General features: G+C 55.1%; 23 protein-coding genes. 11 read left to right on the top strand and 12 right to left on the bottom strand.

Going from position 1 to position 25908, the window contains the following annotated elements; all coding sequences use genetic code 11:
* Positions 1–18: 18 nt before the first annotated feature.
* Positions 19–1587 (bottom strand): methyl-accepting chemotaxis protein, encoded by a 1569-nt coding sequence (locus tag J1782_RS25630; RefSeq protein ID WP_217154227.1) that lies wholly within the window; start codon positions 1585–1587, stop codon positions 19–21.
* A 224-nt stretch (positions 1588–1811) separates the two neighbouring features.
* Positions 1812–2618: an inositol monophosphatase family protein gene (locus J1782_RS25625; protein WP_254303175.1), complete on the bottom strand. Its 807-nt coding sequence runs from the start codon at positions 2616–2618 to the stop codon at positions 1812–1814.
* A 152-nt stretch (positions 2619–2770) separates the two neighbouring features.
* On the opposite strand from J1782_RS25625, the gene J1782_RS25620 reads away from it, so the two are divergent.
* The 3 genes from J1782_RS25620 to modA all read left to right on the top strand — a co-directional run bounded on the left by J1782_RS25620 (position 2771) and on the right by modA (position 5393).
* A complete protein-coding gene (locus J1782_RS25620) occupies positions 2771–3403 on the top strand; it encodes a LysE family translocator (protein WP_217154226.1) in 633 nt (210 codons plus the stop codon).
* A gap of 111 nt (positions 3404–3514) precedes the next feature.
* Positions 3515–4603 carry an ABC transporter substrate-binding protein gene (locus J1782_RS25615; protein WP_217154225.1) on the top strand — a complete coding sequence of 363 codons (1089 nt, stop codon included), beginning with the start codon at positions 3515–3517 and terminating at the stop codon, positions 4601–4603.
* Positions 4604–4652: 49 nt separating this feature from the next.
* Positions 4653–5393, top strand: coding sequence for a molybdate ABC transporter substrate-binding protein (gene modA / locus J1782_RS25610; RefSeq protein WP_152327396.1), 741 nt, complete (start codon positions 4653–4655; stop codon positions 5391–5393).
* Positions 5394–5522: 129 nt separating this feature from the next.
* Here the strand turns inward: modA and J1782_RS25605 are convergent, their stop codons facing one another.
* Positions 5523–6374: a PA4780 family RIO1-like protein kinase gene (locus J1782_RS25605; protein WP_152327397.1), complete on the bottom strand. Its 852-nt coding sequence runs from the start codon at positions 6372–6374 to the stop codon at positions 5523–5525.
* Positions 6375–6822: 448 nt separating this feature from the next.
* On the opposite strand from J1782_RS25605, the gene J1782_RS25600 reads away from it, so the two are divergent.
* Positions 6823–7938 (top strand): SDR family oxidoreductase, encoded by a 1116-nt coding sequence (locus J1782_RS25600; RefSeq protein WP_165061290.1) that lies wholly within the window; start codon positions 6823–6825, stop codon positions 7936–7938.
* Positions 7939–8071: 133 nt separating this feature from the next.
* On the opposite strand, the gene J1782_RS25595 is transcribed toward J1782_RS25600, so the two are convergent.
* The 3 genes from J1782_RS25595 to J1782_RS25585 form a co-directional block, all read right to left on the bottom strand.
* Positions 8072–8695, bottom strand: coding sequence for a glutathione S-transferase family protein (locus J1782_RS25595; RefSeq protein WP_217154224.1), 624 nt, complete (start codon positions 8693–8695; stop codon positions 8072–8074).
* Between the two features lie 24 nt (positions 8696–8719).
* Positions 8720–9250 carry a GNAT family N-acetyltransferase gene (locus J1782_RS25590; RefSeq protein WP_217154223.1) on the bottom strand — a complete coding sequence of 177 codons (531 nt, stop codon included), beginning with the start codon at positions 9248–9250 and terminating at the stop codon, positions 8720–8722.
* A gap of 97 nt (positions 9251–9347) precedes the next feature.
* Positions 9348–10226, bottom strand: a complete 879-nt coding sequence (locus tag J1782_RS25585) for an AraC family transcriptional regulator (protein ID WP_152327470.1) — start codon at positions 10224–10226, stop codon at positions 9348–9350.
* Positions 10227–10414: 188 nt separating this feature from the next.
* Between J1782_RS25585 and J1782_RS25580 the strand changes: the two genes are divergently transcribed.
* Positions 10415–11320: a DMT family transporter gene (locus tag J1782_RS25580; protein WP_217154222.1), complete on the top strand. Its 906-nt coding sequence runs from the start codon at positions 10415–10417 to the stop codon at positions 11318–11320.
* 116 nt (positions 11321–11436) lie between these two features.
* Positions 11437–11817, top strand: coding sequence for a tautomerase family protein (locus tag J1782_RS25575; protein WP_152327402.1), 381 nt, complete (start codon positions 11437–11439; stop codon positions 11815–11817).
* 10 nt (positions 11818–11827) lie between these two features.
* On the opposite strand, the gene J1782_RS25570 is transcribed toward J1782_RS25575, so the two are convergent.
* Positions 11828–12568: an SDR family oxidoreductase gene (locus J1782_RS25570; protein ID WP_217154221.1), complete on the bottom strand. Its 741-nt coding sequence runs from the start codon at positions 12566–12568 to the stop codon at positions 11828–11830.
* 120 nt (positions 12569–12688) lie between these two features.
* Between J1782_RS25570 and J1782_RS25565 the strand changes: the two genes are divergently transcribed.
* Positions 12689–13612 (top strand): LysR family transcriptional regulator, encoded by a 924-nt coding sequence (locus J1782_RS25565; protein WP_165061278.1) that lies wholly within the window; start codon positions 12689–12691, stop codon positions 13610–13612.
* Here the strand turns inward: J1782_RS25565 and J1782_RS25560 are convergent.
* Together J1782_RS25560 and J1782_RS25555 are read right to left on the bottom strand one after the other, a co-directional pair.
* Entirely contained in the window at positions 13587–14507 is a 921-nt protein-coding gene (locus tag J1782_RS25560; RefSeq protein ID WP_208950197.1) for an AraC family transcriptional regulator, read from the bottom strand. The genes J1782_RS25565 and J1782_RS25560 overlap by 26 nt on opposite strands.
* A complete protein-coding gene (locus tag J1782_RS25555) occupies positions 14500–15921 on the bottom strand; it encodes an aldehyde dehydrogenase family protein (protein ID WP_217154220.1) in 1422 nt (473 codons plus the stop codon). Before J1782_RS25555 ends, J1782_RS25560 begins: the two co-directional genes overlap by 8 nt.
* A 130-nt stretch (positions 15922–16051) precedes the next feature.
* Between J1782_RS25555 and J1782_RS25550 the strand changes: the two genes are divergently transcribed.
* The gene (locus J1782_RS25550) at positions 16052–16537 is read left to right on the top strand and encodes a hypothetical protein (RefSeq protein ID WP_217154219.1); all 486 of its coding nucleotides are present in this window, start codon (positions 16052–16054) and stop codon (positions 16535–16537) included.
* Positions 16538–16588: 51 nt separating this feature from the next.
* On the opposite strand, the gene J1782_RS25545 is transcribed toward J1782_RS25550, so the two are convergent.
* On the bottom strand, positions 16589–18160 hold the full coding sequence (locus J1782_RS25545) for a hypothetical protein (protein ID WP_152327408.1): 1572 nt from the start codon (positions 18158–18160) through the stop codon (positions 16589–16591).
* 125 nt (positions 18161–18285) lie between these two features.
* Entirely contained in the window at positions 18286–19443 is a 1158-nt protein-coding gene (gene hpxO, locus J1782_RS25540; protein WP_152327409.1) for an FAD-dependent urate hydroxylase HpxO, read from the bottom strand.
* 246 nt (positions 19444–19689) lie between these two features.
* On the opposite strand from hpxO, the gene J1782_RS25535 reads away from it, so the two are divergent.
* On the top strand, positions 19690–20544 hold the full coding sequence (locus tag J1782_RS25535; protein ID WP_217154218.1) for a LysR family transcriptional regulator: 855 nt from the start codon (positions 19690–19692) through the stop codon (positions 20542–20544).
* 96 nt (positions 20545–20640) lie between these two features.
* Positions 20641–22059 (top strand): amidohydrolase family protein, encoded by a 1419-nt coding sequence (locus J1782_RS25530; RefSeq protein WP_254303174.1) that lies wholly within the window; start codon positions 20641–20643, stop codon positions 22057–22059.
* An 85-nt stretch (positions 22060–22144) separates the two neighbouring features.
* Here J1782_RS25530 and J1782_RS25525 read toward each other — a convergent pair whose 3' ends face one another.
* Positions 22145–22690, bottom strand: coding sequence for a single-stranded DNA-binding protein (locus J1782_RS25525; RefSeq protein WP_152327412.1), 546 nt, complete (start codon positions 22688–22690; stop codon positions 22145–22147).
* A 347-nt stretch (positions 22691–23037) separates the two neighbouring features.
* Between J1782_RS25525 and uvrA the strand changes: the two genes are divergently transcribed.
* The gene (gene uvrA, locus J1782_RS25520; RefSeq protein WP_152327413.1) at positions 23038–25893 is read left to right on the top strand and encodes an excinuclease ABC subunit UvrA; all 2856 of its coding nucleotides are present in this window, start codon (positions 23038–23040) and stop codon (positions 25891–25893) included.
* Positions 25894–25908 lie beyond the last annotated feature (15 nt).

Genomic DNA, 25908 nt, shown 5'->3' with positions numbered 1-25908 from the left:
GGTGTTCTGCCCTGACGTTCAGCCCTGAAGCGCCGCCGTGCGGAAATAACGCACGGCATTGCGCAACTCGATGCTCTGTTCCGTCAGGGATTGCGCGGCGGCAGCGGCCTGTTCAACCAGCGCCGCATTCTGCTGCGTGACCTGATCCATTTGGTCGACCGCAATTCCCACTTCATGAATGCCGGTGTGCTGCTCCGAACTCGCGGTCGAAATTTCACTGACGATACCGGCAACTTTATTCACCGAGCTGACAATTTCCTGCATCGCTTTACTCGCGCGATCTGCCTGCTGCGACCCCTCGGCGATTTTGCTGACCGTCCCCTGGATCAGGTCTTTTATTTCTTTCGCCGCCTGCCCGCTTTTTTGCGCCAGCACGCGCACTTCGCTGGCGACCACGGCAAACCCTTTCCCCTGCGTTCCGGCACGGGCGGCTTCAACGGCAGCATTCAGCGCCAGCAAGTTGGTCTGAAACGCGATGCCCTCAATCACGCTGATAATGTTGATAATCTCGCGGGAACTGCCGGAAACATCGCGCATATGCGCCTGCATGCCGGTCACAATCGCGCCGCCCTGAGAAGCCGTTTTCGAGGTTTCATGCGCCAGCGCGCTGGCTTCGCGGGCATTTTCGGCGTTCTGGCTGACGGTCGTCGTCAGGTTTTGCATGTTTGAACTGGTCTGCACCAGCGACGCCGCCTGTTCTTCCGTGCGCTGCGACAAATCAGTATTGCCCTGCTCGATTTCACTCGCCGCGTGACTGATGGATTCGCTGCCTTCCATAATCTGATTAATGGTTTTATTGAGCTGCTGATTCATGCCTTCCAGCGAGGCCAGCAGGCTGCCGGTATCACCCGGTCTCAACTCAATTTTCGCCGCCAGATTTCCGGCGGCGATTTCACGCATGATCGACGCCGCATACGCCGGTTCGCCGCCCAGTTGTTTCACCAGATTACGCGCCAGCAGTAACGCCATCGCCAGCGAAACCAGGAAAGCAAATCCCACCAGCGCCAGGAACATCATGCTGGCATTGTGATAACTGTTGCGGGCCTGCGCGGCGGCCTTTTCGCTGTTCGCCAGCTCGTCGCTGACCAGCATCGCCAGATCAGCCATCAGCTGCGTGCGGTATTTACGTGAGTTATCGCCGCTGATTTGCGTCGCCTGCGCAATATCGTTGCGCTCAACGGCAGCAATGACGGCGTCGTTTGCCAGCGAGAACTGCGCAAAGTTATTCATGATTTGCGTAAACAGCGCAGATTTACTGCCGCCGCTGTCCAGCTTCTGATAGGCGTTTTCGGCTTCTTTAAACGTCGCCACGGCCTGCATGATTTCACTCCGGTGGCCGTCGCGCGGCGCACCTTGCGGTGAGGCAATGTATTGCACCTGTTGCAGGCGCAGTTCGGCCAGCGTGCCGCGCATTACCAGCGGATACTGAACGCCGGGAAGCCGGTAGGCGCGGTAACTTTCAATTTGCTGATTGCTGCTGTTGAGCAGCCAGGCGGACATCGCCGCGAGGATCAGCATCAGACCCAGTACGAGCGCGAACGCCCCCAGTAAACGCGTCAGGACAGAGAGATTGGTTATTTTTTTCATTCGGACACTTCGTTAATTCAGTGACTTGAAACTCTGATAACGGCAAGCGAAGGGATAACTTTAGGATAAATGAAACTATATTTCAGTTTGTTAAACACTGACTTTCAAAATGTAATTCGCGGGTTACCGGACGAATTTTTCGTGTTACCCGCAGGGGCTGAAAACTTGATGTGGCAGGCATTTTTGGCGTTACGCTCATTTATGCGGAGAATAACGCCAGAAGGTTATTTCGGGGAGAAATCCGGCCATAACGGCTGAACCACGGACAGCAGGTTTGCCGTTCCGGCGGCCACGGACATGTGGCGGTAATTATCGGTGCCGTCCGGCAACTGAGTGAAATTCACCCTAGTTTCCAGCCCGGCTTCCTGACATATCACCGCGCCGCCGGCGATGTCCCACAGCGTGGTGCGGCGTTGCAGATGCCCGTCGATAATTCCTTTGGCGGCAAACACCATGCCGACGGTGGTGCAGCGGTAACAATGCACCGACCATTCTGCCGCACGCAGCCCCTGATAAAACGATGACGCCTCATCCAGTTTGTCATCCGAACTGTCGCCCAGCGACACGATCTGGACATCGCCAAAACGGTCGTCACGGCGGAAAGGTTTGCCGTTATGGAAAATGCCCTGTCCGGATCCTGCGGCAAAAAGTTCGTTCAGCACCGGCAACGCAACCACGCCGATCACCGGTTTTTTCCGTTCGACCAGCCCGAGCGAAACGCCCCACAGCGGCGAACCGCGCAGGAAATTCGACGTACCGTCGATTGGATCAATCACCCAGCATGACGCATCAGTCAGCACGCCGCCCAGCTCTTCGCCGATAATCGCGTCCTGCGGAAAATGCTGCGCCAGCTGCGCGCGGATAAACTGCTCTACCGCCACGTCGGCTTCTGAAACAAAATCCTGCGTTCGTTTACTGCTGACTTCGATACTGTCCCGGCGGTTGAAAAAACCCAGCGCCAGTTCTGCCGCCTGAGCCGTAATCTGGCTGGCTAACGCCAGTTTTGCGGACATCGTAGTGTGAGTCATCATAAATCCTGATTTTTCAGTCTGAAGAAAAAATACACGGTCATAGAATGCACCGGAATTGATGAATAAAAAATGACAACCTGCCGCTTGCCAAAACAGCGTAAAACCTTCTATATCTGTGTGCTTAACTTTTCAGCGTGATGCCGGAGAAAACCATGCCAGACGCCGCCCATTGGATCCCCTTCTTACTGATTTGTGTTGGCCTGGTGTTAACGCCCGGCCCAAACATGATTTACCTGATTTCGCGCTCGCTGTGCCAGGGCCCGAAAGCCGGGCTGATTTCCCTTGGCGGCGTGGTGCTGGGTTTTCTGTTTTATATGCTGTTTGCGGCACTCGGCATTACCGCGCTGCTCATGGCGGTGCCGTTTGCCTATGACGCCCTGCGGATCGGCGGTGCGGCGTATTTGCTGTATATGGCGTGGCAGGCAGTGAAACCCGGCGGGCGCTCGCCGTTTCAGGTCAAAGATTTGCCGCGCGACAGCAACAGAAAGCTGTTTACCATGGGGCTGGTGACCAATTTACTGAATCCGAAAGCCGCGGTGTTGTACCTGACCTTATTGCCGCAATTTATCGTTCCAGAGCAAGGCCACGTCCTCACACAATCTCTGGTGCTGGGCACCACGCAAATCATCGTCAGCTTTACCTTCAATGCCCTGATCGCACTCTCAGCGGGATATATTGCCCTGTTTCTGGCCGGTCGCCCGTTGTGGATGGTGCTTCAGCGCTGGTTTATGGGCGCGGTGCTGGGCGGACTGGCGGTGCGTATGCTGCTCGAAGGACGTAAATAGCGCCATAAAACAGATAAAGCCGTTTCTGAAAGCGGCTTTGTCTGTGGTCATATTCAGTCCTTTATTAACGCTATATAATCCTCTGCACAACGAAAACAGAGGAATTCCTTCGTGCGCGCATTTTCATCCAAATTACTGCCATCCGCTTTGCTGCTCGGCCTTGTCCTGAGCTTCTCGCCACAATCCGCTCTGGCCTCACGCCAGATCACCGATCAGCTCGGGCGTCAGGTAACCCTTCCCGATCAGGTTGACCGCGTGGTTGTACTGCAACACCAGACGCTCAATCTTCTGGTTCAGCTTGATGCGACCAAAGATATCGTCGGCGTGCTCAACAACTGGCAACAGCAACTGGGCAGTGGTTATCTGCGTCTCGCGCCATCTCTGGAAAAAACGCCGGTGGTGGGCGATTTAACCAGCGTGAATCTGGAAAGCGTGGTTGCCCTGCATCCGCAGGTGGTATTCGTCACCAACTATGCGCCGCAGGAAATGATCGACCAGATCAGCCAGACCGGCATCGCAGTCGTCGCCGTTTCTTTACGTGATGATCCGAAAGGTGAGGAACATAAGATGAATCCGGTGCTACCGGATGAAGATCAGGCGTATACCGAAGGTTTGAAGAAAGGGATCCAGCTGATCGGGGAAGTGGTCAATCGCCAGAAACAGGCGCAGTCATTGATCGACTATACTTTTGCTCAGCGCCAGTTAACCAGCACGCGCCTGAAAAACGTTCCGGCTGACCAGCGCATTCGCACTTATATGGCCAATCCTGACCTGACCACCTACGGTTCCGGTAAATATACCGGGCTGATGATGTCCCATGCCGGCGCGCTCAACGTGGCCGCCGCGACCGTGAAAGGCTACAAACAGGTTTCACTTGAGCAGGTGATCGCCTGGAATCCGCAGGTGATCTTCGTGCAGGACAGGTATCCGGAAGTCGTCGGTCAGATCAACCATGATCCGAAATGGCAGAGCATTGATGCGGTCAAAAATCACCGTGTTTATCTGATGCCGGAATACGCCAAAGCCTGGGGCTACCCGATGCCTGAAGCGCTGGCGATTGGTGAATTGTGGATGGCGAAAAAACTGTATACGCAAAAATTCGCCGACATCGATATGCAAAAACAGGCTGACGCCTATTATCAGCGCTTCTACCGGACAGATTTCAAACCTGCCGCAGAAGCGACGCACGCGGGGAAATAACCTCATCCCGGTGCCGTACTTTTTTGGGGTAATGTGACAAGGAGCTCTGATGACAAACTCGATCAAAGTGCTGGCCGCAGGTAGCCTGCGCCGCGCATGGGCACCGCTGTGTGAGGCTTTTCAGGATAAAACCGGCGGCAAAGTGGTGACCGAATTCGGCCCCGCCGGGCTGCTGCGCGAAAGAATTGAACAGGGCGAAAAAGTCGATTTATTCGCCTCGGCCAACACCGCGCATCCGCTGGCGTTGCAGCAACATGGCAAGGCGCTGGAAGTGGACGTTTTCTGCGGAAACAGCCTGTGCGTGACGGCGCGCAAAGGGCCGGAGCTGGAAAAACTGAACTGGCTGAATGTGTTGCTCGACTCGCGTTTTCGTCTGGCGACCTCCACGCCGCAAAGCGATCCTTCCGGCGATTACACCTGGCAGATGTTTGAGCTGATTGAGCGGCGTCATCCGGGCGCGGGCGAGGCTTTGCGTAATAAAGCGCTGCGGCTGGTCGGTGGCGCGAAATCGGCCAAAGTTCCGGAAGGCAAACTGGCGGCAGAATGGCTGATTTGCAGCGGACAAGCCGATGTGTTTATCGGCTATACCAGTTATGCCACGCTGTTGCGGGAAAATGATGCGCTGGAAGTGTTCAACGTACCGGCCGATTACAACGTGCGGGCGCGCTATGCACTCGCGACGTGTACAGAAAAGGGCAAACCGCTGGCAGAATTTATTCTTTCAGAAACCGGCCAGCACATTTTGCAGAATGCCGGTTTTTGCGGAAAACATTCGGTGATGCAGGAATAATCAAAAATACCCAAATAATTCGAGTTGCAGGAAGGCGGCCAACGATGTAATCCCGATGAGCTTACACAAGTAAGTGATTCGGGTTACGGAGTGCAGCCAACGCATCTGCAGCTCGAAGTATGAAGGGCATTATAAATCCCGTTCTTTCATTGCGCGCTGACGATCATAGTACTCATCTTCAGCGGCGATGATTTCATCGAGCAGGGAATCCACATCCGCTTTATGCGTATCTTCGGCGAACTGACCGGTCAGAGGCGTTTCCGGCGTCAGTTTGCCGTCTTCATATAACGCCCAGATTTCTTTCGCATAACGCGTTTCCAGCAGCTGCGGCGCGAACTGACCATAATATTCGGTCATGTTATTCACATCGCGCTCAAACATCGATTCGGCATGATTGTTCGCGGCGGCGTCCACGGCCTGCGGCAGGTCGATAATCACCGGCCCGTCGGCATCCATCAGCACGTTAAATTCTGACAAATCCCCGTGAACGATACCCGCGCACAGCATGCGCACGATATTGCGGATCATGGTTTCGAAATCCGCCACGGCTTCTTCTTCGGTCAGGATAACGTCACTCAGACGCGGCGCAACCACGCCGTCAGCGTCAGTGATCAGCTCCATTAGCAACACGCCATCAAGACAAATGTAAGGCTGCGGCACGCGTACCCCGGCGTTTGCCAGACGGAACAGCGCATCCACTTCTGCCGTTTGCCAGGATTCTTCCTGCTGCTTGCGCCCGAATTTTGACCCTTTTTGCATCGCACGCGCGTTGCGGGTGTTCCGGACTTTTCGGCCTTCCTGATACTGCACGGCCTGCTTGAAACTACGCTGGGTGGCTTCTTTATAAACTTTGGCACAACGAATCTCTTCACCGCATAAAACGGTGTACACGTCGGCTTCTTTGCCACTTTTCAAACGACGGACCACATCGTCGATCAGGCCGTCATCCACCAGAGGTTGGATTCTATTTGGGATTTTCATGCAGCCTTGTACCTTATTTCAGCGCATGAGGGAATGACCTGCGCAATATTCCCTGCATTACACACCAGACACGCCGTTCGCGTCATCCTTTCTTAATCCTTCTTTCTCACTATACTCAAGGCTACAGTTTAACGTAGTGACGCAGGAGTGGATACTTTCTGCGCACAGGTTCTTCTCATTCTGCGATGAAAATGCCCTCCGGCGCCCGCCGATAGCGCATAAACACCCCGCGTTAATTTGACTTAATTATTTTGTTCACACCTGATAATTATTTCCCATTGTAAGTAATGATGCCCGATTATTTAATTTTCATGACAATGGAACTTTTTTAATATTTTAAGCTTTTCGTGCTGTTGAGGTTGCGTTTACTTGCGGCAAAAACTGGTATACGTTCCGTTTAGAATAGGGGTGATACTGTGCCGTTAATTTCCCGTTGCAGGTCATCGTTATGAACACCATTTTAATTACCGGCGCTACAGGTTTCGTGGGCGGAGCGGTTGTTGAATATATTCTTCGTCAACAATTAAGTTCTAAAAACCAATTATTACTTTTAGTCAGGGCTGACGATAGTGCGACGGGACTCGCCAGAATTATCGACAATTTGAGAAAGTTTGAATTATCAGATGAACAGCTTGCCGCGATTAATGAGCAATCAATATTAACCGGCGACCTTTCTGAACCGGAGAACTTTATTCAGGATCCGCGTTTAGATCATGTCACACATGTTATTAACTGCGCCGCGATTGCGTCATTTGGTAATAATCCGGCGATGTGGCGTGTCAACGTTGAAGGTTCACTGATTTTCGCCAAACGCATGGCGCAGGTCAAAGGCCTGCAACGGTTTGTCCACGTCGGCACCGCGATGGCATCCATGCCGGACAAAGACAGCGTCTTCTATGAAGGCATGCCGGACAACGAACACAACGAAGATCTGGTGCAGTACACCGCTTCCAAGCGCGCCATCGAAAACCTGGTTCGCACCGAATGTCCGAACCTGCCGTTTGTGGTCGCCCGTCCGTCAATCATTGTGGGTCACACACAGTATGGCTGCCAGCCGTCGAGCAGCATTTTCTGGGTCTTCATGATGGCGATTAAACTGAAGAAATTTACCTGTACGCTCGACGATCAGGTAGATGTTATTCCGGTTGATTATTGCGCCATGGTGCTGGTGAAATTGTGCCTTGCGGCTGAACTGAACCACAGTTTCTATCATATTTCTTCCGGTGAAGAAATGTGTACGCCATTCCATGAAATAGATACGTCTGTGGCAAAAGCCAATAATACATCGCGTATTATCAGTGAATATCAGCAGATCAGTTATCAGGAATTTACCGGTATCCGTAAACAGTTTAAAGACGTGCTCGGGCCGTGTAATGACAAGATAATTCTGCGTGCGATTAAACTTTACGGCGGCTTTGCGCAATTAAATGTGAAGTTTGATAATTCGCGCTTGCTGAATATGGGTATTCCTAAACCCGCCGCCTTCAAAAGTTATATTGATAAATGTGTTTCTTCCACCCGTGGTCAGACAATATCTGAACTGATGAGGGTTGATTTTAAATAAACCGATGCGTCTGTTTGAGTCATCAAACGGCCCTTTATCTTTTATCTCTGCCCGAAAGATAAAGGGAACGGTTTAGAATACAACGACGCCGCGAAGGACATTGCGGCGTCGTATTTTTCGTGGTGTGAGCGGCTCAGACCAGGCCGTTTCTTCCATAAAGCCGGAAACCTTCACGCTGGTTTAACCGGTCATAATAGGCGGCCACCGCAGGCAAAGCCGGGCGCGACATCGGCGTCATCGACCAGCGGTTTACCGCCAGCCCGAGCGGAATATCTGCCAGCGTAAAATTATCTCCCAGCACGTAATCACCGCTGCGCTGCAATTGTTCTTCGAGCATTTGCATGTGGCGGTTCCATTCGCTGACACCGGCATCAATCAGTGCCGGATCCTGATGCTGCGGGCTGTTGCGCGCCAGCGCCGGAAACGCATAACGCCACGAATTATTCAGCTCACCCGCCTGCCAGTCCATCCACTGTTCCGTGAGAGCACGGCGTTTCGGGTCGGAAGACAGCAAATCCTCGCGCCCTTCCCGCGCGGCCAGATAACGGCAAATCACGTTGGATTCCCACAACACAAACTCACCGTCGAGCACCACCGGCACCATCGCATTCGGGTTCAGCGCCTTAAATTCCGGTGTCTGCGTGGGCTGAAACCCCGAACCAAACTGCTCCTGTTCGAACTCCAGTCCCAGCTCAAAGCAGGTCCACAAGACTTTACGCACGTTGATTGACGGCGATTTACCCAGAATTTTCAGCATGAATTCCCCTCAATGTGGAAACGATTAGCGGCGGATAAAAATCCGCGTTTTTGTACCGTGATACGTCGTGTCTGTTTGCGCGACAAAACCGCACTTCTCCGCCAGGCGGATTGACGCGTGATGTTCCGGCTCGATAATGCAGCACAGCTGGCGATCAAGGCTGGCTTCTGCCCAGTTCAGCACCGCCTGTGCGGCCTCAGAAGCATAGCCTTTGCCGTGAAATTTTGGCGAAACCACCCAGCCCATTTCCGCCATGCCGTTCAGCGAAGGCGAGATATCGCGCTGATAATCTGCCAGACCAATTTCCCCGACAAACGCCCCTTCCGCATCGTTGTGCTTTTCAAACACAATCCAGTAGCCAAAACCGAGCATCTGCCAGTGGCCGGGATAACGCAGCAAACGGCTCCAGCTGGCCTCGCGGGTGGACGGCGTGCCGCCGATATATTTCACAACGGCAGGATCGGCCCACTGTGCGGCGATAGCGTTGAAATCTTCCACGCGATGCCCGCGCAAAATCAAACGTTCGGTTTCAAGAACAGGCGCCTGAGTCAGCATAATTTTCCTTTAAGTTTTTCTGATTTATTCCGATGACCATTAACTTAGCATTGGAATTGTTCGGTCGGAAAGAGGGGTTTTTAGCCGGAAAAGGAAATCAGACAATAATGCCGCTGCGCAGCGCCGAAGGCGTCAAGCCGCGCACCGATTTAAAGCGGTTACTGAAATGGCTGGCGGAGCTGAATCCGCATTCCAGCGCAATGGAAGTGATGTCCAGTGTACTGTTCTTTAACAGATTTTCCGCCTGAATTAGCCGCGCATTCATCACATACTGGTGCGGTGCCATGCCCATGCTGAGTTTAAACATGCGGGCAAAATGAAACTCGCTGAGTTCCGCCAGCAGCGCCAGTTCCGGCAGCAATAACGGCTCCGCCAGGTGCGCGTGGATATAGTCTTTTACACGGTTGAGAATGTACGGCGCGAGCCCGCCGCGCACTACCGGCAGCGCCCATTGCAGATGGGTGTAATTTTTGACCAGATGCGCCATCAGCAGATTTGCCGCACTGCTCAGCATCAGCTGATTGCTGTTTTCCTGCCACTGGCTGCTGAGCAAAAAGTGGCGATACAGCAGCGTAATCTGCGGATCCTCCTCAAACGTGCGCTCTTCCACCTGAATCGACGCCGGGCTGCGATCCCACGTTTGCTCCACCAGATGCCGCAGATGATCGTCAGAACAATACAGATGCACAAACGACAAATCGTCGCGTACATCCCAGCTCGACATGCTGTGTTTTGGCATCAGGCAAAAACGATCTGGCCCGCCGCCGTTACGCCAGCCGCCGCGGGTTTTGTGATAACACTCATAACCGTCGGCGACGTAAAGACTCAGCGTGTGATGGTCCGGGCTTTCCTGCGTCACGATGTCGTTTTTGTTCGACCAGGCCGCCAGCTGAATGCCGGAGCCCAGCGCCACACTGTCGTGCAGAACCGCTTTATGCTTACGCAGCGTTTCGAAAGCCTGATAAACCTTCGCCATGATGAGCACCGAGTGGAGAAAAGAGGAGATTCAGTTTACGTTTTCAGACACAGGTTGAGCCAGATTTTGCTGCCACTGAACCGCAAAAAATGCGCAAGAATATGCAACTCACCGCAAGCCGCTGAAATCCCGTCGCGCCATATTCCGGCAGAATCTCGTTCAATCAATACTTTGCGTGAGAGAAGTCCATGAATGTGTTTTTGTATATCTCTGTGATTATTATCTGGGGCACTACCTGGTTTGCCATTTATCTGCAACAGGGCGCTGTACCGGTGACAGTTTCGATTTTTTACCGCTTCCTGCTTTCTGCCGTGATTATGCTGGTGGCGCTGCTGGCCGCCCGCCGTTTGCGCCGTCTGGCGCTGAAAGATCATCTGTTTTGCATGGTGCAGGGGTGCTGTGTTTTTTGCTTCAACTTTTACTGCTTCTACCACGCCGCCGCGTACATCACCAGCGGGCTGGAATCGGTGATTTTCTCGATGGCGGTATTATTTAACGCCTTCAACGGCATGCTGTTTTTTCGCCAGAAGCTGGCACCGGCAGTCATTCCCGCCTCCCTCCTCGGGCTGGCGGGCATTGTGACCCTGTTCTGGCACGACCTGAGCGCGACTCATATCGCACCGGAATTACTCAAAGGCATCGGCCTCAGCCTGCTCGGTACGTACGGATTCTCACTGGGTAATATGATCAGCTCGCGCCATCAGCGCCACGGCCTGGATGTCCTTTCCACTAATACTTACGCGATGTTTTACGGCACCGCGGTGATGGGCGCACTGAGTCTGGTTCAGGGCGCGTCCTTCGCCATCGACCTGAGGCCGCAATACCTCGGTTCGCTGGTTTATCTTTCGGTATTTGGCTCGGTGCTGGCTTTTGGCATGTATTTCACGCTGGTCGGACGCATCGGCGCGAGTCAGGCGGCTTACAGCACGCTGCTGTTCCCGCTGGTGGCGCTGACCGTTTCCACCTTCTACGAAGGCTATCAGTGGCATATCAATGCCATTGTCGGACTGGCGCTTATTCTGCTGGGGAATCTGGTGATGTTCTGCCGTCCGGCCTGGCTGGAGATGTTCAGGCGCAAAGCGGCTACGGTGTAAAACAGGTTACCGGTGCGTACAAAAAATCGCTCGACAGACCGGCTCCTCGTGTTGCATACCTGAAAGGCCGCATCCTGAGAGATGCGAGCCCTACAGAAAATAATGAGGAGAATAAAATGCCTTTTGTACGTATTGATATGGTTGAAGGAAAACCCGAAACCTACCGCAAAACCGTTGGCGATGTGGTGTACGACGCCATGCGCAACACACTCAGTGTGCCGGAAAACGACAAGTTTATTGTTATCTCCGAACACTCTCCGGCAGAAATGATGATTTCACCGGACTATCTGGATATACAGCGCAGCCCGAACTGCATCGTTATCCAGATAACCCTGAACGCAGGCCGCACGACAGAGATGAAAAAGGCGTTCTATCACGCCGTAGCGTACGGTCTGCACGAAAAAGCCGGACTACGCCTCGAAGACGTATTCATCAGTCTGGTCGAAGTGCCGAAAGAAAACTGGTCCTTCGGCAACGGCGAAGCGCAGTACGCGTGAACTCATCAGATTAAATAATCCCGCCATTGGCCTTCAGCGTCTGGCCGTTGACCCAGGCGCCATCGGGACCGGCGAGGAATGCAACGACGGAGGCGATATCTTCCGGCTGACCGAGGCGCTCAAGCGGTGACGTTTTAGCGATGGTTTCCACCAGTTGATCCGATTTTCCGCTGAGGAATAAATCCGTTGCCGTCGGGCCAGGTGCCACGGTGTTGACGGTTATCTGGCGTCCACGCATTTCTTTGGTCAGCACACGGCTCAGCGCCTCGACAGCCGCTTTGGTCGCGGCATACACGCCGTAGGTTGGCTGATACAGCCCGACGACAGTCGATGAGAAGTTGATGATCCGCCCCCCGTCGTGCAAATGTTTCGCCGCTTCACGCAGGGTGTTAAACGTGCCTTTCAGGTTGATGTCGATCAGGCGGTCGAACGTCGCATCGTCGGTATCAGCAATCGCCGAAAGCGTCATAATTCCGGCGTTATTCACCAGCACATCCACACCACCAAAGGCTTGCTGTGCGCTGGCAAACATACGGCTGACCGCGGTGCCATCACTGACATCGGCCTGCGCGGTGATGGCCTTTCCACCTGCCTGTTCAATTTTACTCACCACCGCGTCGGCTTCTGCCGCGCCGCGGGAATAGTTCACAATCACGGTAAACCCGTCGCGTGCCAGGCGTTCTGCGATGGCTGCGCCAATACCGCGTGATGCGCCGGTGACCAGCGCGACTTTCTGTCTGGATGTCGTCATGAGGTATTTCCTTGTTCAGTGAATAGGATCTGCTGTCGATGAAGAAAGAGTAGCCGATTGACGGTGCCGGATAATTACCTGATATTCGTTATCACTATCCGGAAAAGGCGAACAATCATCATGGATAAACTCGACAGTATGCGGTTGTTTACCCGCGTGGTAGAGCTGCGCAGTTTTACGCAGGCCGCGCAGGATCTGAACCTGAAACGCTCGACGGTGACCGACGCCATTAAGCAGCTCGAAGTGCGGCTGAAGGCTCGGTTGTTGCAACGCACTACGCGCCATGTCAGCCCGACGCTGGACGGCGAGGCGTATTATCAGCGCTGTCTGCGCATTCTGGCCGACGTGGAAGATGCCGAGATGGATTTCGCCGGTGCGCAGCCCAAAGGGTTGTTGCGGGTGGACGTCCACGGTTCACTGGCGCGGCATTTTCTTCTGCCCGGTTTGCCGGATTTTCTGGCGCAATATCCTGAGATCGAATTTTATCTGAGCGAAGGCGACCGCTTCGTCGATCTGGTTCGTGAAGGTATCGACTGCGTGATCCGCGCGGGCGAACTGAAAGACAGCGATATGGTGACGCGTCCGCTGGGAACGCTGTCGGAAATCACCTGCGCCAGCCCGGCGTATCTTGCGCGTTTTGGTATACCGGAAACGCCGGACGATCTCGCTAATCACCGGATGATTGGTTACCGCTCAAGCGCGACCGGCGGCCTGTTGCCGCTGATTTTTCATCAGAACGGGAAAGCGCGGGAAGTGATGTTGCCAACCAGTTTGTCGGTCAACGGTGCGGAAAGCATGAAAGAAGCGGCGCGGCGCGGAATGGGCATTATGCAGGTGCCGCATTACGGGTTAACCGACGATCTGGCGCAGGGCACGCTGGTGCAAATTCTGGCGGATTTCCCGGTCGGCGCGTTGCCTGTAGCGCTGCTTTATCCGCGTAACCGTCAGCTTTCGCCCCGCGTGCGGGTGTTTATTGACTGGATGGTGAAGGAGTTTGCGCGGCGCAGCCCGCCGCACACTACAGCGTTACACCCTGCTGTCTGAGCTGGCCGATATCCTGCAACGGCGGCGCGCCAAACGAGCGGCGGTATTCCCGGTTAAACTGCGACGGGCTTTCGTAGCCCACACGAAATGCCGCGGTCGCCGCGTCGATATTGCCGCTCAGCAGCAGACGGCGCGCTTCCAGTAAACGGATCTGTTTCTGGTATTGCAGCGGGCTCATGACCGTCAGCGCCTTGAAACGGTGATGCAGATTCGAAACGCTCATGCCGACAATTTTTGCCAGTTCATCCATCCGCAGCGGGTGCGCGAAATTGGCTTTGATCCACACAATCGCCTCGCTCACGCCTTTCCCCTGATAATACGACAGCAAATGCTGATAAAAATGGCCGCCTTCCGGTGCGGTGATCAGCCTGTAGAAAATCTCTTTTTTCACCAGTTGCCCGAGCGCCTGTAAATCCTGCGGAATATCCAGCATAACAACCAGCCGCAAAAAGGCATCTGCCAGACAGTCATCGGATTTTGCCACGTACGTGACGCCGCCGGATCGCGCAGCCGGGAGCGGATCGAGCTGCATGTCGATCATCAGATCGGCCATTTCTTTCAGATCCAAATCGATACGGATCCCCAGATACGGCGTCTCTTCCGTCGCCTGCGTCACCTGCCCGGAAACCGGCATATCAATCGCCGAAAGCAGATAACTGCCCGCGCCGTATTCCACCACTTCCGCGCCAATCAGCACCTTTTTTTGGCCCTGTAAAATCAGGCACATCGACGGAGAAAGCATGCCTTTATTGAGCGCCGTCGGATGCGTGAAACGGATAAACGACAGCCACGGCAGCGCCGTCGGACAGGAATTTTCATCCGGCGGCAGGGCTGAAAAGGCGCGCAAAACGCGCGCGCTCAGGGACATCAGGGGGTTCATAGTCTCTTCACTCATCGTCGATCAGGGTCTTCGGCTCAAGATACGCTTCCAGCCCGTAAGTGCCAAATTCGCGCCCTAAACCGGATTGTTTGAAACCGCCAAACGGCGCATCAGGCGCGTCATACATGCCGTTGACGAATACCCGTCCAGCCACAATCTGCGCCGCGACTTCCCGCGCCTGCTGACGATTTTCCCCGCTGACATACGCCTGCAAGCCGTACACCGTATCGTTCGCCATCTGCACCGCCTCTTCGACAGTGCGGTAGGTCAGCACTGAAATCACCGGCCCGAAAATCTCTTCGCGGGCGATAGTCATATCGGGCGTGACGTTCACAAATACCGTCGGTTTGACGAAATAACCGCTGTTTAAACCTTCCGGACGCCCTTCGCCGCCGCACAGCAGTTCCGCGCCTTCTTCAATGCCCAGACGGATATAATTCTGCACGCGGTCATACTGTTTTGCCGTCACCAGCGGGCCGATTTGCGTATCCGTCTGCTGCGGGTTGCCCACTTTGACGTTCGCCACCGCGCGCACCAGATGCGCTTTCACTTCTTCCAGCCGTTCCTCCGGCACCAGCAAACGGGTGCCGGCGATGCATGCCTGGCCGTTATTCATCGTGCCAACCGCCAGCGCCAGCGGAATAGCTTTTTCGAGATTAACATCTGGCAGAAGAATGTTAGGCGACTTGCCGCCGAGCTCCAGCGTCACGCGTTTCAGGGTATCTACCGCGCCGCGGGCAATCGCTTTGCCCACCGCCGTCGACCCGGTAAAGGAGATTTTCGCGATATCAGGGTGACGGGTAATTTCTGCCCCGACCACGTCGCCGCGTCCGGTGACAATATTAAACACGCCCGCCGGTAAACCTGCGGCGTGCAGGCACTCTGTCAGCAACTGCGTCTGGCCCGCGCTCAGCTCGCTGGGCTTGATCACCACCGTGCTGCCCGCTGCCAGCGCGGTCGCCATTTTGTTGCAGATGAAACCGTAGCTGGCGTTCCACGGCGTGATCAGCCCGACGACGCCCAGCGGTTCCATCACCACTTTCGCCCTGCCAATCTGGCGGACAAATTCATACTCGCTGAGCAGCTTTATCGCCTGCAAAAATGCGCCGGACGCCCGCGCTACGGTGCCGCGCACCATCGCCAGCGAGCCGCCATATTCGGCGCTCATCACTGCTTCCAGCGCGTCTGCCCGCGCCAGTACTGCGTCATGCAGTTGTTGTAAATACTGAATGCGCTGCGCTTTGCTGGTCCGTGAGAAAGAAACGTAAGCAGCTTTTGCTGAAGCGATCGCCTGGCGGGTATCGGTTTCATCGGCAAGACGAACCTGCGCCGCGACCTGTTCAGTCACCGGATTGATCAGGTTCATCACTTCGGTGCCGTGCGGAGTGACGAACTCGCCGTTAATATAGATTTGATTTATCTGTTTCATGAATGCCTCCGGTTTGTGAGGCTTCATGCTAAGACCGGCGGGCGAAAGGAAGATAGACCAATACTGCCTGAGGATTGCCTGATCCTGCTGGCCGGGAGTATGTTAGAAATCTATCGATTGGGAGAAACCGATGACCACACCCGCTGTATTACTGCATATCGGCCACGAAGAGACGCAAATTGTCGTCAGAAATTCCGCGGCTGAAGACAAGATTTTGCCGCTGACGCTGGGCTCACAGCTGACGTCTGTGGGCTATTTCCGCCACACGCCGCCCACGCCGGACGAAATGGAAACCGCCATTATGGTGGTGGAAGATGAAATTATTCGTATCCGGCACGACATTCCCGCAAGCGCGGCGCTGTTCAGCACCGACAACGATATCCGCGCGCTGGCACGCATTGCCGGTGTGGCAGAAAACGAGGTGATGACGCTGTCGCTCGACGCCGTCGAACGGACGTTTGACCGGCTGGCACTGGTGATTAACGGGCGTCCTGCGCACTTTGAAGGGCTGCCGGACGGCAATGATTTCGCGGCCACATTGCTGATTTTGCGCGAGTTCATGCACCATCTGCAATTTGCAGAAATCACCGTGCAGGGAACGAAATTTGAGATGTAAGCAGAAAGAGTAACAGCCTCCTGCGAGGCTGTTACTTTGAGGGACTCAGATTCAGGCCGACGTGTTTTTCAGCTGCACCGGGTCTGATTCCAACAACACCAGACCGCTGAGATCCGGCAGCGACTGATGCGCCAGATAATCCCGGAACGACATGCGCGGCGCATCGTTTTGCCACGCGGATTGCAGCTTGCCGAGCAAATCAGTGGTTTTTGACGTTTCCACCGGCGTCGTCGTGTCTGATTCCAGCCAGCCTTTCACATACTTCTGAATATGCGTTGAGGTGCTGGCCGACTGATCCACAGACGCACTCACCAGCGCCCCTTTGTGGTACTGCACTGACGTCGTGCTTTCGGCTTTATCATCAATCTGATAGTAGAGATAATTCTGCGAATCCCGGTCACTGGTCAGATTCAGCTGAAGCCCCGGTGTTAATGACTGGTGGAAGCTCGCGACCAGATGCGACTGCTGCTTTTGCGTAATATTGCGGTTCTGCGTGCTGTCGCCGGTGATCGTGCTGGCCTGCGAAACCTGATAAGAGAAAGTATCCACTTCGTCAGGGCGCATCGGATTGGTTTTATCCGTTGGCGTCTGCGTCACTGATGCCGTGAAATCGGCCAGCCCGGACATCATGTTTTTGTCGGTTTTAGTCAGCGAGAAGTGAACCGGTTCTGGTCCGCTGCTTTTGTACGTTGTCGCCGACGCGCCGTAATTGCTGTTAAGCGCAGTAAATGCGTCTTTGAACATGTCCATCAGCGAAGAGTCGGCATTGCCCCGCGTTCCCGCACTGCTTAACTGTTTCAGATACTGATTCAGCGCCTGTTTCTGCTGTGAGTCGGTACCGAGAAGTGCGCGTTTGCTCATGTCGACGCTGATATCCACCGTGCCCAGCTCGCCGGTAGATTTCACCGAACGCGTGCTGGCGTCGGCGTGGAAATCCAGCGTCTGAACGTTGTTTTTGGTGCCCAGCGTGGCATGCAAATCAACGGAAGACAGCACTGAGGTATCGAATTTTGTTAATCCGCTCAGATCAAGCTTTGGCGGTTGCGCGGTCAGCCCGTCGATGGCTTTCTGAAAACCGTCGGCCAGACCGGCCAGCGCCGTGCGATCGGCGTCGCTGAGCGTGCCTTTGGTGACGTTCACCTGCACGCCCAGACCGTCGGCATCGCTGCCCAGCGTGATATCCACCCGCGCACCGCTGGCCGTTTTCACGCTCAGGGTGATCTGGTTATCCGCTTTGGTATGAAGTTGCGATTGCGCGATGTTGACGGAGGAAGCCTGACCCGCCGTCTGCTTTAAGACAGATTGCGAATAACTGCCTGCCTCCGTGGTAAAGCGCTCCAGCAGCGCCGCACCCAGCCCGGCAAAACGCGCCGCATTGCCCGCAGAACTGAAATTTCCCGCCAGCTTCGACGAGATAAGATCGGCAGATGCATTTTCCCACACCAGCGCCGGTTTGGTGATGGCGTAAACCGGCGTGCTGCTGGTCGCCTGCCCGATCGTCACGGAAGTCGATTGCGTCGCCGCCGCTTGCTGGCTGGCGACAGCGGTCACCGTTGCCGTGGTTTTGGTGGCGGCCAGCAGCGTAGTGGCTGACTGATTGCCTGTCGCAGAAATGATTGTCATCCTGATAGTTCCCTTGTTTTGCGCCATAGCGCCAGTGGATACCCTGATCCTTCTGATGCTATTTTCGGCAAAACCACAGGAAACTTTAAGGAGTTGTAAAAAGTTATTTCCTGGCTGTCACTGCGCTATTCCAGCGGGCCACCCAGAATGGTTTCGCACATTCCGGAAAGAATGCGTTCGCCAGTTTCGGTTTTTAAATCTTCGTACCATTGTTCGGTCACGGCCATTTCTTTTCCGTGCGTAACATCGCAGCGTTTACGCGCTTTCAGCACCAGATCCTTCACGCGATACGCGCGTTTTTCCTGATAACGCAGCAGCGCATCTTCAATCCCTAACGAATTGGTTTGCAACACATTGGCCAGCACCACGGCGTCTTCCATTGCCGCGCAGCCGCCCTGCCCGATATCCGGCGTCGTGCTGTGGCCGGAGTCACCCAGCAGCGCAATCCGCCCTTTCACCAGTTGCATAAATGGTTCGATATCGTGGATTTCAATCCGGTTGGTGGTGTCAGGATTAATCAGGCTAATCAGTTTCTGCACCGGTTCTGCCCAGCCGGCAAAGTAGCGCTGTAAATCGTCGCGCACCGTGGCGCGATCTTCCTGCAGGCCTTTGGGCAGCGGAACGTCAAAGAAAAAGTAGAAACGGTTGTCGCTTACCGGCATCAGCGAAACACGCTTACCTTCACCGACGAATGTCGTCCACTGATCGGCAGGCGCGATACTTTCATCGATTTCCACCAGCCCGTTCCAGTTAACGTAACCGGCATAACGGCGCTCGGTGGCGTAGCCCAGAACATGCTGACGGATCACAGAATGCGTGCCATCGGCGGCAATCAGCACATCGCCTGTTGCTGATGACCCATCGTCAAACCAGGCGGTGACGCTGTCTGCGGATTCCTCGACGTGCGTAACGCGTTTGCCAAACTGCACCTCGTCGCGGCCATAGGTGTCGAGCAGCATCGACTGAAGTTCCGCGCGCGCCACCGGATACGGCTGCTCACCGACGCTCTGAATCAGCGGATCCATCGAGAAGCGCGTCATCGTCTGGCCCTGCTGATAATCTTTGTAGGCCATAAACCGCATCTGCCCACCCAGCTTGCGCAACGGTTCTTTCATCCCGAGATAATTCAGACATTTCACGCCGTTCGGCCAGATAGAAATCGCCGCGCCCACCGGTTTGATCTCTTTCACCGCCTCGTATACCGCCGTTTCGATGCCAAAACGCTTGAGCGCAATCGCCGCACATGCCCCGCCAATACCGCCACCAATCACGATCGCTTTCATATTTTTCTCCTTGAGGTCTCACAAGGAAAAAGCAATTTCTGTACCAGAAAGCGGATTTGCGCAATAAGCCTTGTATACAATCTTAAGGCAAATAAATACCCGCCGACGCCAGGCTGGAATGCGCTAAAACAAGGCACTCTTTTAGCGCAAACGGAGCGCAACAAGCCAGTCTGGTGCGTGAGCGCGAAGGTTGATACTCTTCTGGCTATTCGGATTTCAAATACCACAACCAGAAGTAGTGATGAAATGAATCGCTATCCCATGTTCAGCCCGCAACAGCTGCTCAGTTTTGTGGCCGTCTGCGAAACCGGCAGCTTTACCCGCGCCGCCGACCGCGTTTATCTTTCGCAATCGACGGTCAGCCAGCAGGTCAGGCGTCTCGAAGAAGCGCTGGGGAAACCCTTGCTCGAGCGCACGTCGCATCAGGTTCAGCTCACCGAAGAAGGCGAGCGGCTGCTCGGCTATGCGCGGCGAATTATCGCGCTCAACGGCGAGGCGCACGACGCGCTGAGCGATCAGTGGCCGGACGGCATTGTGCGTCTCGGCGTGCCGGAAGATTTTGCTGCCGCCACCACGTCTTTGCTGGCGCAGTTTTGCCGTGAACATCCGCATATCCGGCTGGATGTGACCAGCGGCCTGAGCCATGAACTGCGCCGCGCGTGGCAGCAGGAAATGCTGGATATTATTCTGGTGAAACAGCTGACCGGAGAGAAAGCCAATGCGTCGCGTCCCGAGCCGATGCTGTGGCTCGACAGCGCCGGGTTTCCGGCTTTTGAGCGCGACCCGGTGCCGCTGGTGCTGTTCCCGCTCAACGGTTTGTATCGTGAAGAATTGTGCCAGGCGCTGGACGCCATCGGGCGCAGCTGGCGGATCAGTTACAGCAGTGCCAGCCTCGCCGCGCTGGTCGCCGCAAGCGCCGCCGGACTGGGCATCACGCTTCTGCCCGCCAGCTGTGTCACGCCGGAACACCGTATTCTCGGCGCAGATAGCGGCTTACCCACCGTGGATAACGTCGAGCTGGCGTTGTTTTACCGCCCGGACGCCACGGCGGCGCAAATCGCGCTGGCGGGAAAATTGCGCGTGTTTTGCCAGCTCAGCTGAGCATTGCGTTTCCCACTGACAGGCAGTGGGAAAAATCGCAGCCGGAACCGGAGAGATCTTTTAGGGTGAAGAGAAAAGCAGCATCCTCTGAGTATCATGAATAAGGAATTCGACGTGCAAAACCCTCAGCAACAAAGCCGCAGAAACTTTCTCTCAAACAGTGCAAAAGTCACGGCCACCGGTGCCCTGCTGGCCTCCGGCATGACCTCGGCTTCTACCGTCCGCGCCGGTCAGAACATTGAAACCTGTGACGATCCCCGTCAGGCGACAACGATTTCGGCCACGCACTACCAGCTGCGGAATGTCCGGTTGGAAGAAGGTTTCGAGCGCGAAGGCGACATGGTGACTGGTACGCAAACCGGCCTGTACAATCTCGATATCAATAACGGCAAAATTGTGGCGATCCAGCCTGCAAAAGACGCCCCGACCAGCACGTTACCGGCCTTTGACGCTAAAGGGCTGTTGCTTCTGCCCGCCACGCGCGACATGCACATCCACCTCGACAAAACCTTTTACGGCGGCAAATGGGAAGCGCCGCGCCCGCGTAAAGGCAAAACCATCATGGATATGATTGCCCGCGAGCAGGTGCTGATCCCGAAACTGCTGCCGACGTCGGTCGAACACGCCGAAGCGATCATCGGGTTGCTGCATTCCAAAGGCACCACCGTGGCGCGCAGCCACTGCAATATCGACCCGGTCAGCGGCCTGAAAAGTCTCGAGCACCTGAAAATCGCGCTGGAAAAACATCAGCAGGATTTCAGCTGTGAGATTGTGGCATTTCCTCAACACGGTTTGCTGCATTCGAAAGTGGACGGCCTGATGCGTGAAGCGATGCAAATGGGCGTGCAGTACGTCGGCGGGCTGGATCCAACCAACGTTGACGGCGCAATGGAAAAGTCGCTGGACGCGATGTTCCAGATCGCGCTCGACACGAATAAAGGCGTGGATATTCATCTGCATGAAACGACGCCTGCCGGGATCGCCGCAGTGAAATACATGATTCAGACCGTGGAGAAAAACCCGCAACTGAAAGGTAAAGTGACACTCAGCCACGGTTTTGCGCTGGCAATGATGCAGGGCGCGGAGCTGGATGAAGTCATCAACGGGCTGTCCGAACAGCAGTTCACCGTGGCCTCCACCATTCCGCTCGGCAAACTGAACATGCCGCTGCCGCAGCTGAGCCAGAAAGGCGTATTCGTCATGACCGGCACCGACAGCGTGATCGACCACTGGTCCCCGTTCGGCACCGGCAGCATGCTGGAAAAAGCCAGCCTGTACGCCCAGCTCTACGGCAATTCCGACGAATTCGGCCTGACGCGCTCCCTCGCTATCGCCACCGGCAACGTCCTGCCGCTCAACGACAGCGGGAAACGCCAGTGGCCCGCACTCAACGACAACGCTGAGATGATTCTGGTCGACGCCAGCTGTTCAGCCGAAGCAGTCGCGCGGGTGTCCGACGTGAAAGCGACATTCCATCAGGGAAGGCTGGTGTTTGGAGCGGTAGAGAAAGTGTAAGAGTCAGAGAATGTCTGGCGCAGAAAAGCAAAAAGCCCCGCGAGGGGCTTTTTAGTTTCAGATTTTGACGCCCGAAGGCACAAAATCAGAACGGGATATCGTCATCGAAATCCATTGGGGGTTCGTTATTCTGTGCTGGCGCGTTGTTTTGCGCAGCCGGACGAGCCTGCTGGCCGCCGCTGAACTGGTTGCCGCCTTGTGGCTGCTGAGGCTGACCCCAACCGCCTTGCTGGCCGCCACCTGCTGATGCCTGACCGCCACCTGCTGGTGCGCCGCCGCCGGTACGGCCGCCGAGCATCTGCATGGTGCCGCCCACGTTAACAACGACTTCGGTGGTGTATTTTTCTACGCCAGCCTGATCGGTCCATTTACGGGTTTGCAGTGCACCTTCGATATAAACCTGTGAACCCTTTTTCAGGTATTCACCGGCAACTTCGGCTAATTTGCCGAACAGCACAACGCGGTGCCATTCTGTTTTCTCTTTCTGCTCGCCGGTGGCTTTGTCACGCCAGCTTTCGGAGGTTGCCAGCGTCATGTTGGCAACGGCGCCGCCGTTTGGCATGTAGCGAATTTCTGGATCTTGTCCGAGATTACCGACGAGAATAACTTTGTTTACGCCTCTGCTGGCCATGTGGATTCTCCTGATGATGTATGTCGTGGCTGAAACCACAGTTTGAGATGTGAGAGACTCACTTCGTATCATTATAACCACAAAACGCCGCCGTCATAACCACAAAACACAGCCGGACTCGAACGGATGTTCTTCGCCGGGACATTCATTCCATAAAGCTCAGTAAATGATCGCCTGTTACATCGACTACTGGATATACATTCAGGTTTTGGGGTGGCATGGGCTGTGATTTGTGTCATAATTGCGCGTTACGTTCTTCTCTGTGCCTGATTCGCTGACCGGCGCGATGCCACACTTTCCGACGGTCACCGGCACGGTGAGCTATCAAGTTAATCCGGGAATGATGAATGGATAAGATCGAAGTTCGGGGCGCACGCACCCATAATCTCAAGAATATCAACCTGATTATCCCGCGCGACAAACTGATTGTTGTCACCGGCTTATCCGGTTCAGGCAAGTCCTCTCTGGCGTTCGATACGCTGTACGCCGAAGGCCAGCGCCGCTACGTCGAGTCGCTGTCTGCCTATGCACGCCAATTTTTATCCTTAATGGAAAAACCGGACGTCGACCATATTGAAGGTCTGTCTCCGGCGATTTCGATTGAGCAAAAATCTACATCGCATAACCCGCGTTCCACCGTCGGGACGATCACCGAAATCCACGACTATTTGCGTCTGCTGTTTGCCCGTGTGGGCGAGCCGCGCTGCCCGGACCACAATATTCCGCTGTCCGCGCAGACCGTCAGCCAGATGGTAGATAACGTGCTCGCACAGCCGGAAGGCCAGCGCCTGATGCTGCTCGCGACAATCGTGAAAGACCGTAAAGGCGAGCACACCAAAACGCTGGAAAATCTGGCATCACAAGGCTATATCCGTGCGCGTATCGACGGCGAAGTGTGTGATTTGTCGGATCCGCCGAAGCTGGAATTGCAGAAAAAACACACCATCGAAGTGGTCGTTGACCGCTTTAAAGTGCGTGATGATCTGGCGCAGCGCCTCGCAGAATCCTTCGAAACCGCGCTGGAATTGTCCGGCGGTACGGCGGTGGTCGCCGATATGGATGACCCGAAAGCCGACGAAATGCTGTTCTCTGCCAACTTCGCCTGTCCGGTGTGTGGCTACAGCATGCGCGAACTCGAACCACGGATGTTCTCGTTCAACAACCCGGCCGGTGCCTGCCCGACCTGCGATGGTTTGGGCGTGCAGCAGTTCTTCGATCCGGAACGCGTGGTGCAAAACCCTGAACTTTCCCTGGCCGGTGGCGCAATCCGCGGCTGGGATCGGCGTAACTTCTATTATTTCCAGATGCTGCGCTCACTGGGCGAGCATTACGATTTCGATGTGGAAGCGCCGTTTAACGAACTGAGCAGCGACGTGCGCCATGCAATCCTGCACGGTTCCGGCAAAACCACGATTGAATTCAAATACATTAACGATCGCGGTGACACATCAATCCGTCGCCATCCGTTCGAAGGTGTGCTGCACAACATGGAACGCCGTTATAAAGAAACGGAATCCAGCGCCGTGCGCGAAGAGTTGTCGAAATACATCAGCAACCGCCCTTGTACGTCCTGCAAAGGCACGCGTCTGCGCGAAGAAGCGCGTAACGTGTTTGTCGAAGAAACCACGCTGCCGGAAATCTCTGATTTCAGCATCGGCCATGCGATGGATTTCTTCCGCAATATGAAACTCAGCGGCCAGCGCGCAAAAATCGCTGAGAAAGTGCTGAAAGAAATCGGCGATCGCCTGAAATTCCTGGTGAACGTTGGCCTGAACTACCTCTCGCTGTCCCGTTCTGCGGAAACGCTGTCCGGTGGTGAAGCCCAGCGTATCCGTCTGGCGAGCCAGATTGGTGCCGGTCTGGTGGGCGTGATGTACGTGCTGGACGAACCGTCCATCGGCCTGCATCAGCGTGACAACGAACGTCTGCTGGAAACCCTGATCCACCTGCGTGATCTTGGCAATACGGTCATCGTGGTAGAACACGACGAAGACGCCATTCGCGCCGCCGACCATATTATCGATATCGGCCCGGGCGCTGGCGTGCATGGCGGCGAAGTGGTGGCTGAAGGCACCGCAGAAGACATCATGGCAAACGAAGAGTCGCTGACCGGCCAGTTCCTGAGCGGTAAACGTGAAATCTCAGTACCGGCGCAACGTGTGCCTGCGGATGCCACCAAAGTGCTGAAGCTTTCCGGCGCGAAAGGCAACAATCTGAAAGACGTGACGCTGACGCTGCCGGTAGGCCTGTTTACCTGCATCACCGGCGTGTCCGGCTCGGGCAAATCGACGCTCATCAACGACACGCTGTTCCCGCTGGCACAGCGCGAACTGAACGGCGCGACGATTGCCGAAGCCGCGCCATACCGAGAAATCGAAGGTCTGGGGCATTTCGATAAAGTGATCGACATCGACCAGAGCCCGATTGGCCGTACGCCGCGCTCTAACCCGGCGACGTACACCGGCATTTTCACGCCGGTTCGCGAACTGTTTGCCGGTGTGCCGGAATCACGTTCACGCGGCTATACGCCGGGGCGTTTCAGTTTCAACGTCAAAGGCGGGCGCTGTGAAGCCTGTCAGGGCGACGGCGTAATCAAAGTCGAAATGCACTTCCTGCCGGATATTTATGTGCCGTGCGATCAGTGCAAAGGCAAACGCTATAACCGCGAAACGCTGGAAATTAAATACAAAGGCAAGAGCATTCACGAAGTGCTGGAAATGACGATTGAAGAAGCCCGTGATTTCTTCGACGCTGTCCCTGCCCTTGCGCGTAAATTGCAGACGTTAATCGACGTCGGCCTGACGTATATCAGCCTAGGCCAGTCAGCGACCACGCTGTCCGGCGGTGAAGCACAGCGCGTTAAACTGGCGCGTGAGCTGTCCAAACGCGGCACCGGTCAGACGTTGTATATTCTCGACGAACCGACCACCGGCTTGCACTTTGCTGATATTCAGCAACTGCTGGAAGTGCTGCACCAGCTGCGCGATCAGGGCAACACCATCGTGGTGATTGAACACAATCTGGACGTGATTAAAACTGCGGACTGGATTGTCGATCTCGGGCCGGAAGGCGGCGCAGGCGGCGGTCAGATTCTGGTTGCCGGTACACCGGAAACCGTCGCGGAATGCAAAGAATCGCATACCGCACGTTTCCTGAAACCGTTGCTGGAACGTCACAGCCAGCAGGCGAAGAAAACGGCTTAATGTTTTTGGCTTCCT

The organism is Rahnella sp. BCC 1045 (assembly GCF_019049615.1).
Lineage (GTDB): Bacteria > Pseudomonadota > Gammaproteobacteria > Enterobacterales > Enterobacteriaceae > Rahnella > Rahnella contaminans.
The sequence above is the reverse complement of the archived record's forward strand: the minus strand, read 5'-3'. Positions and strand labels throughout refer to the sequence as shown.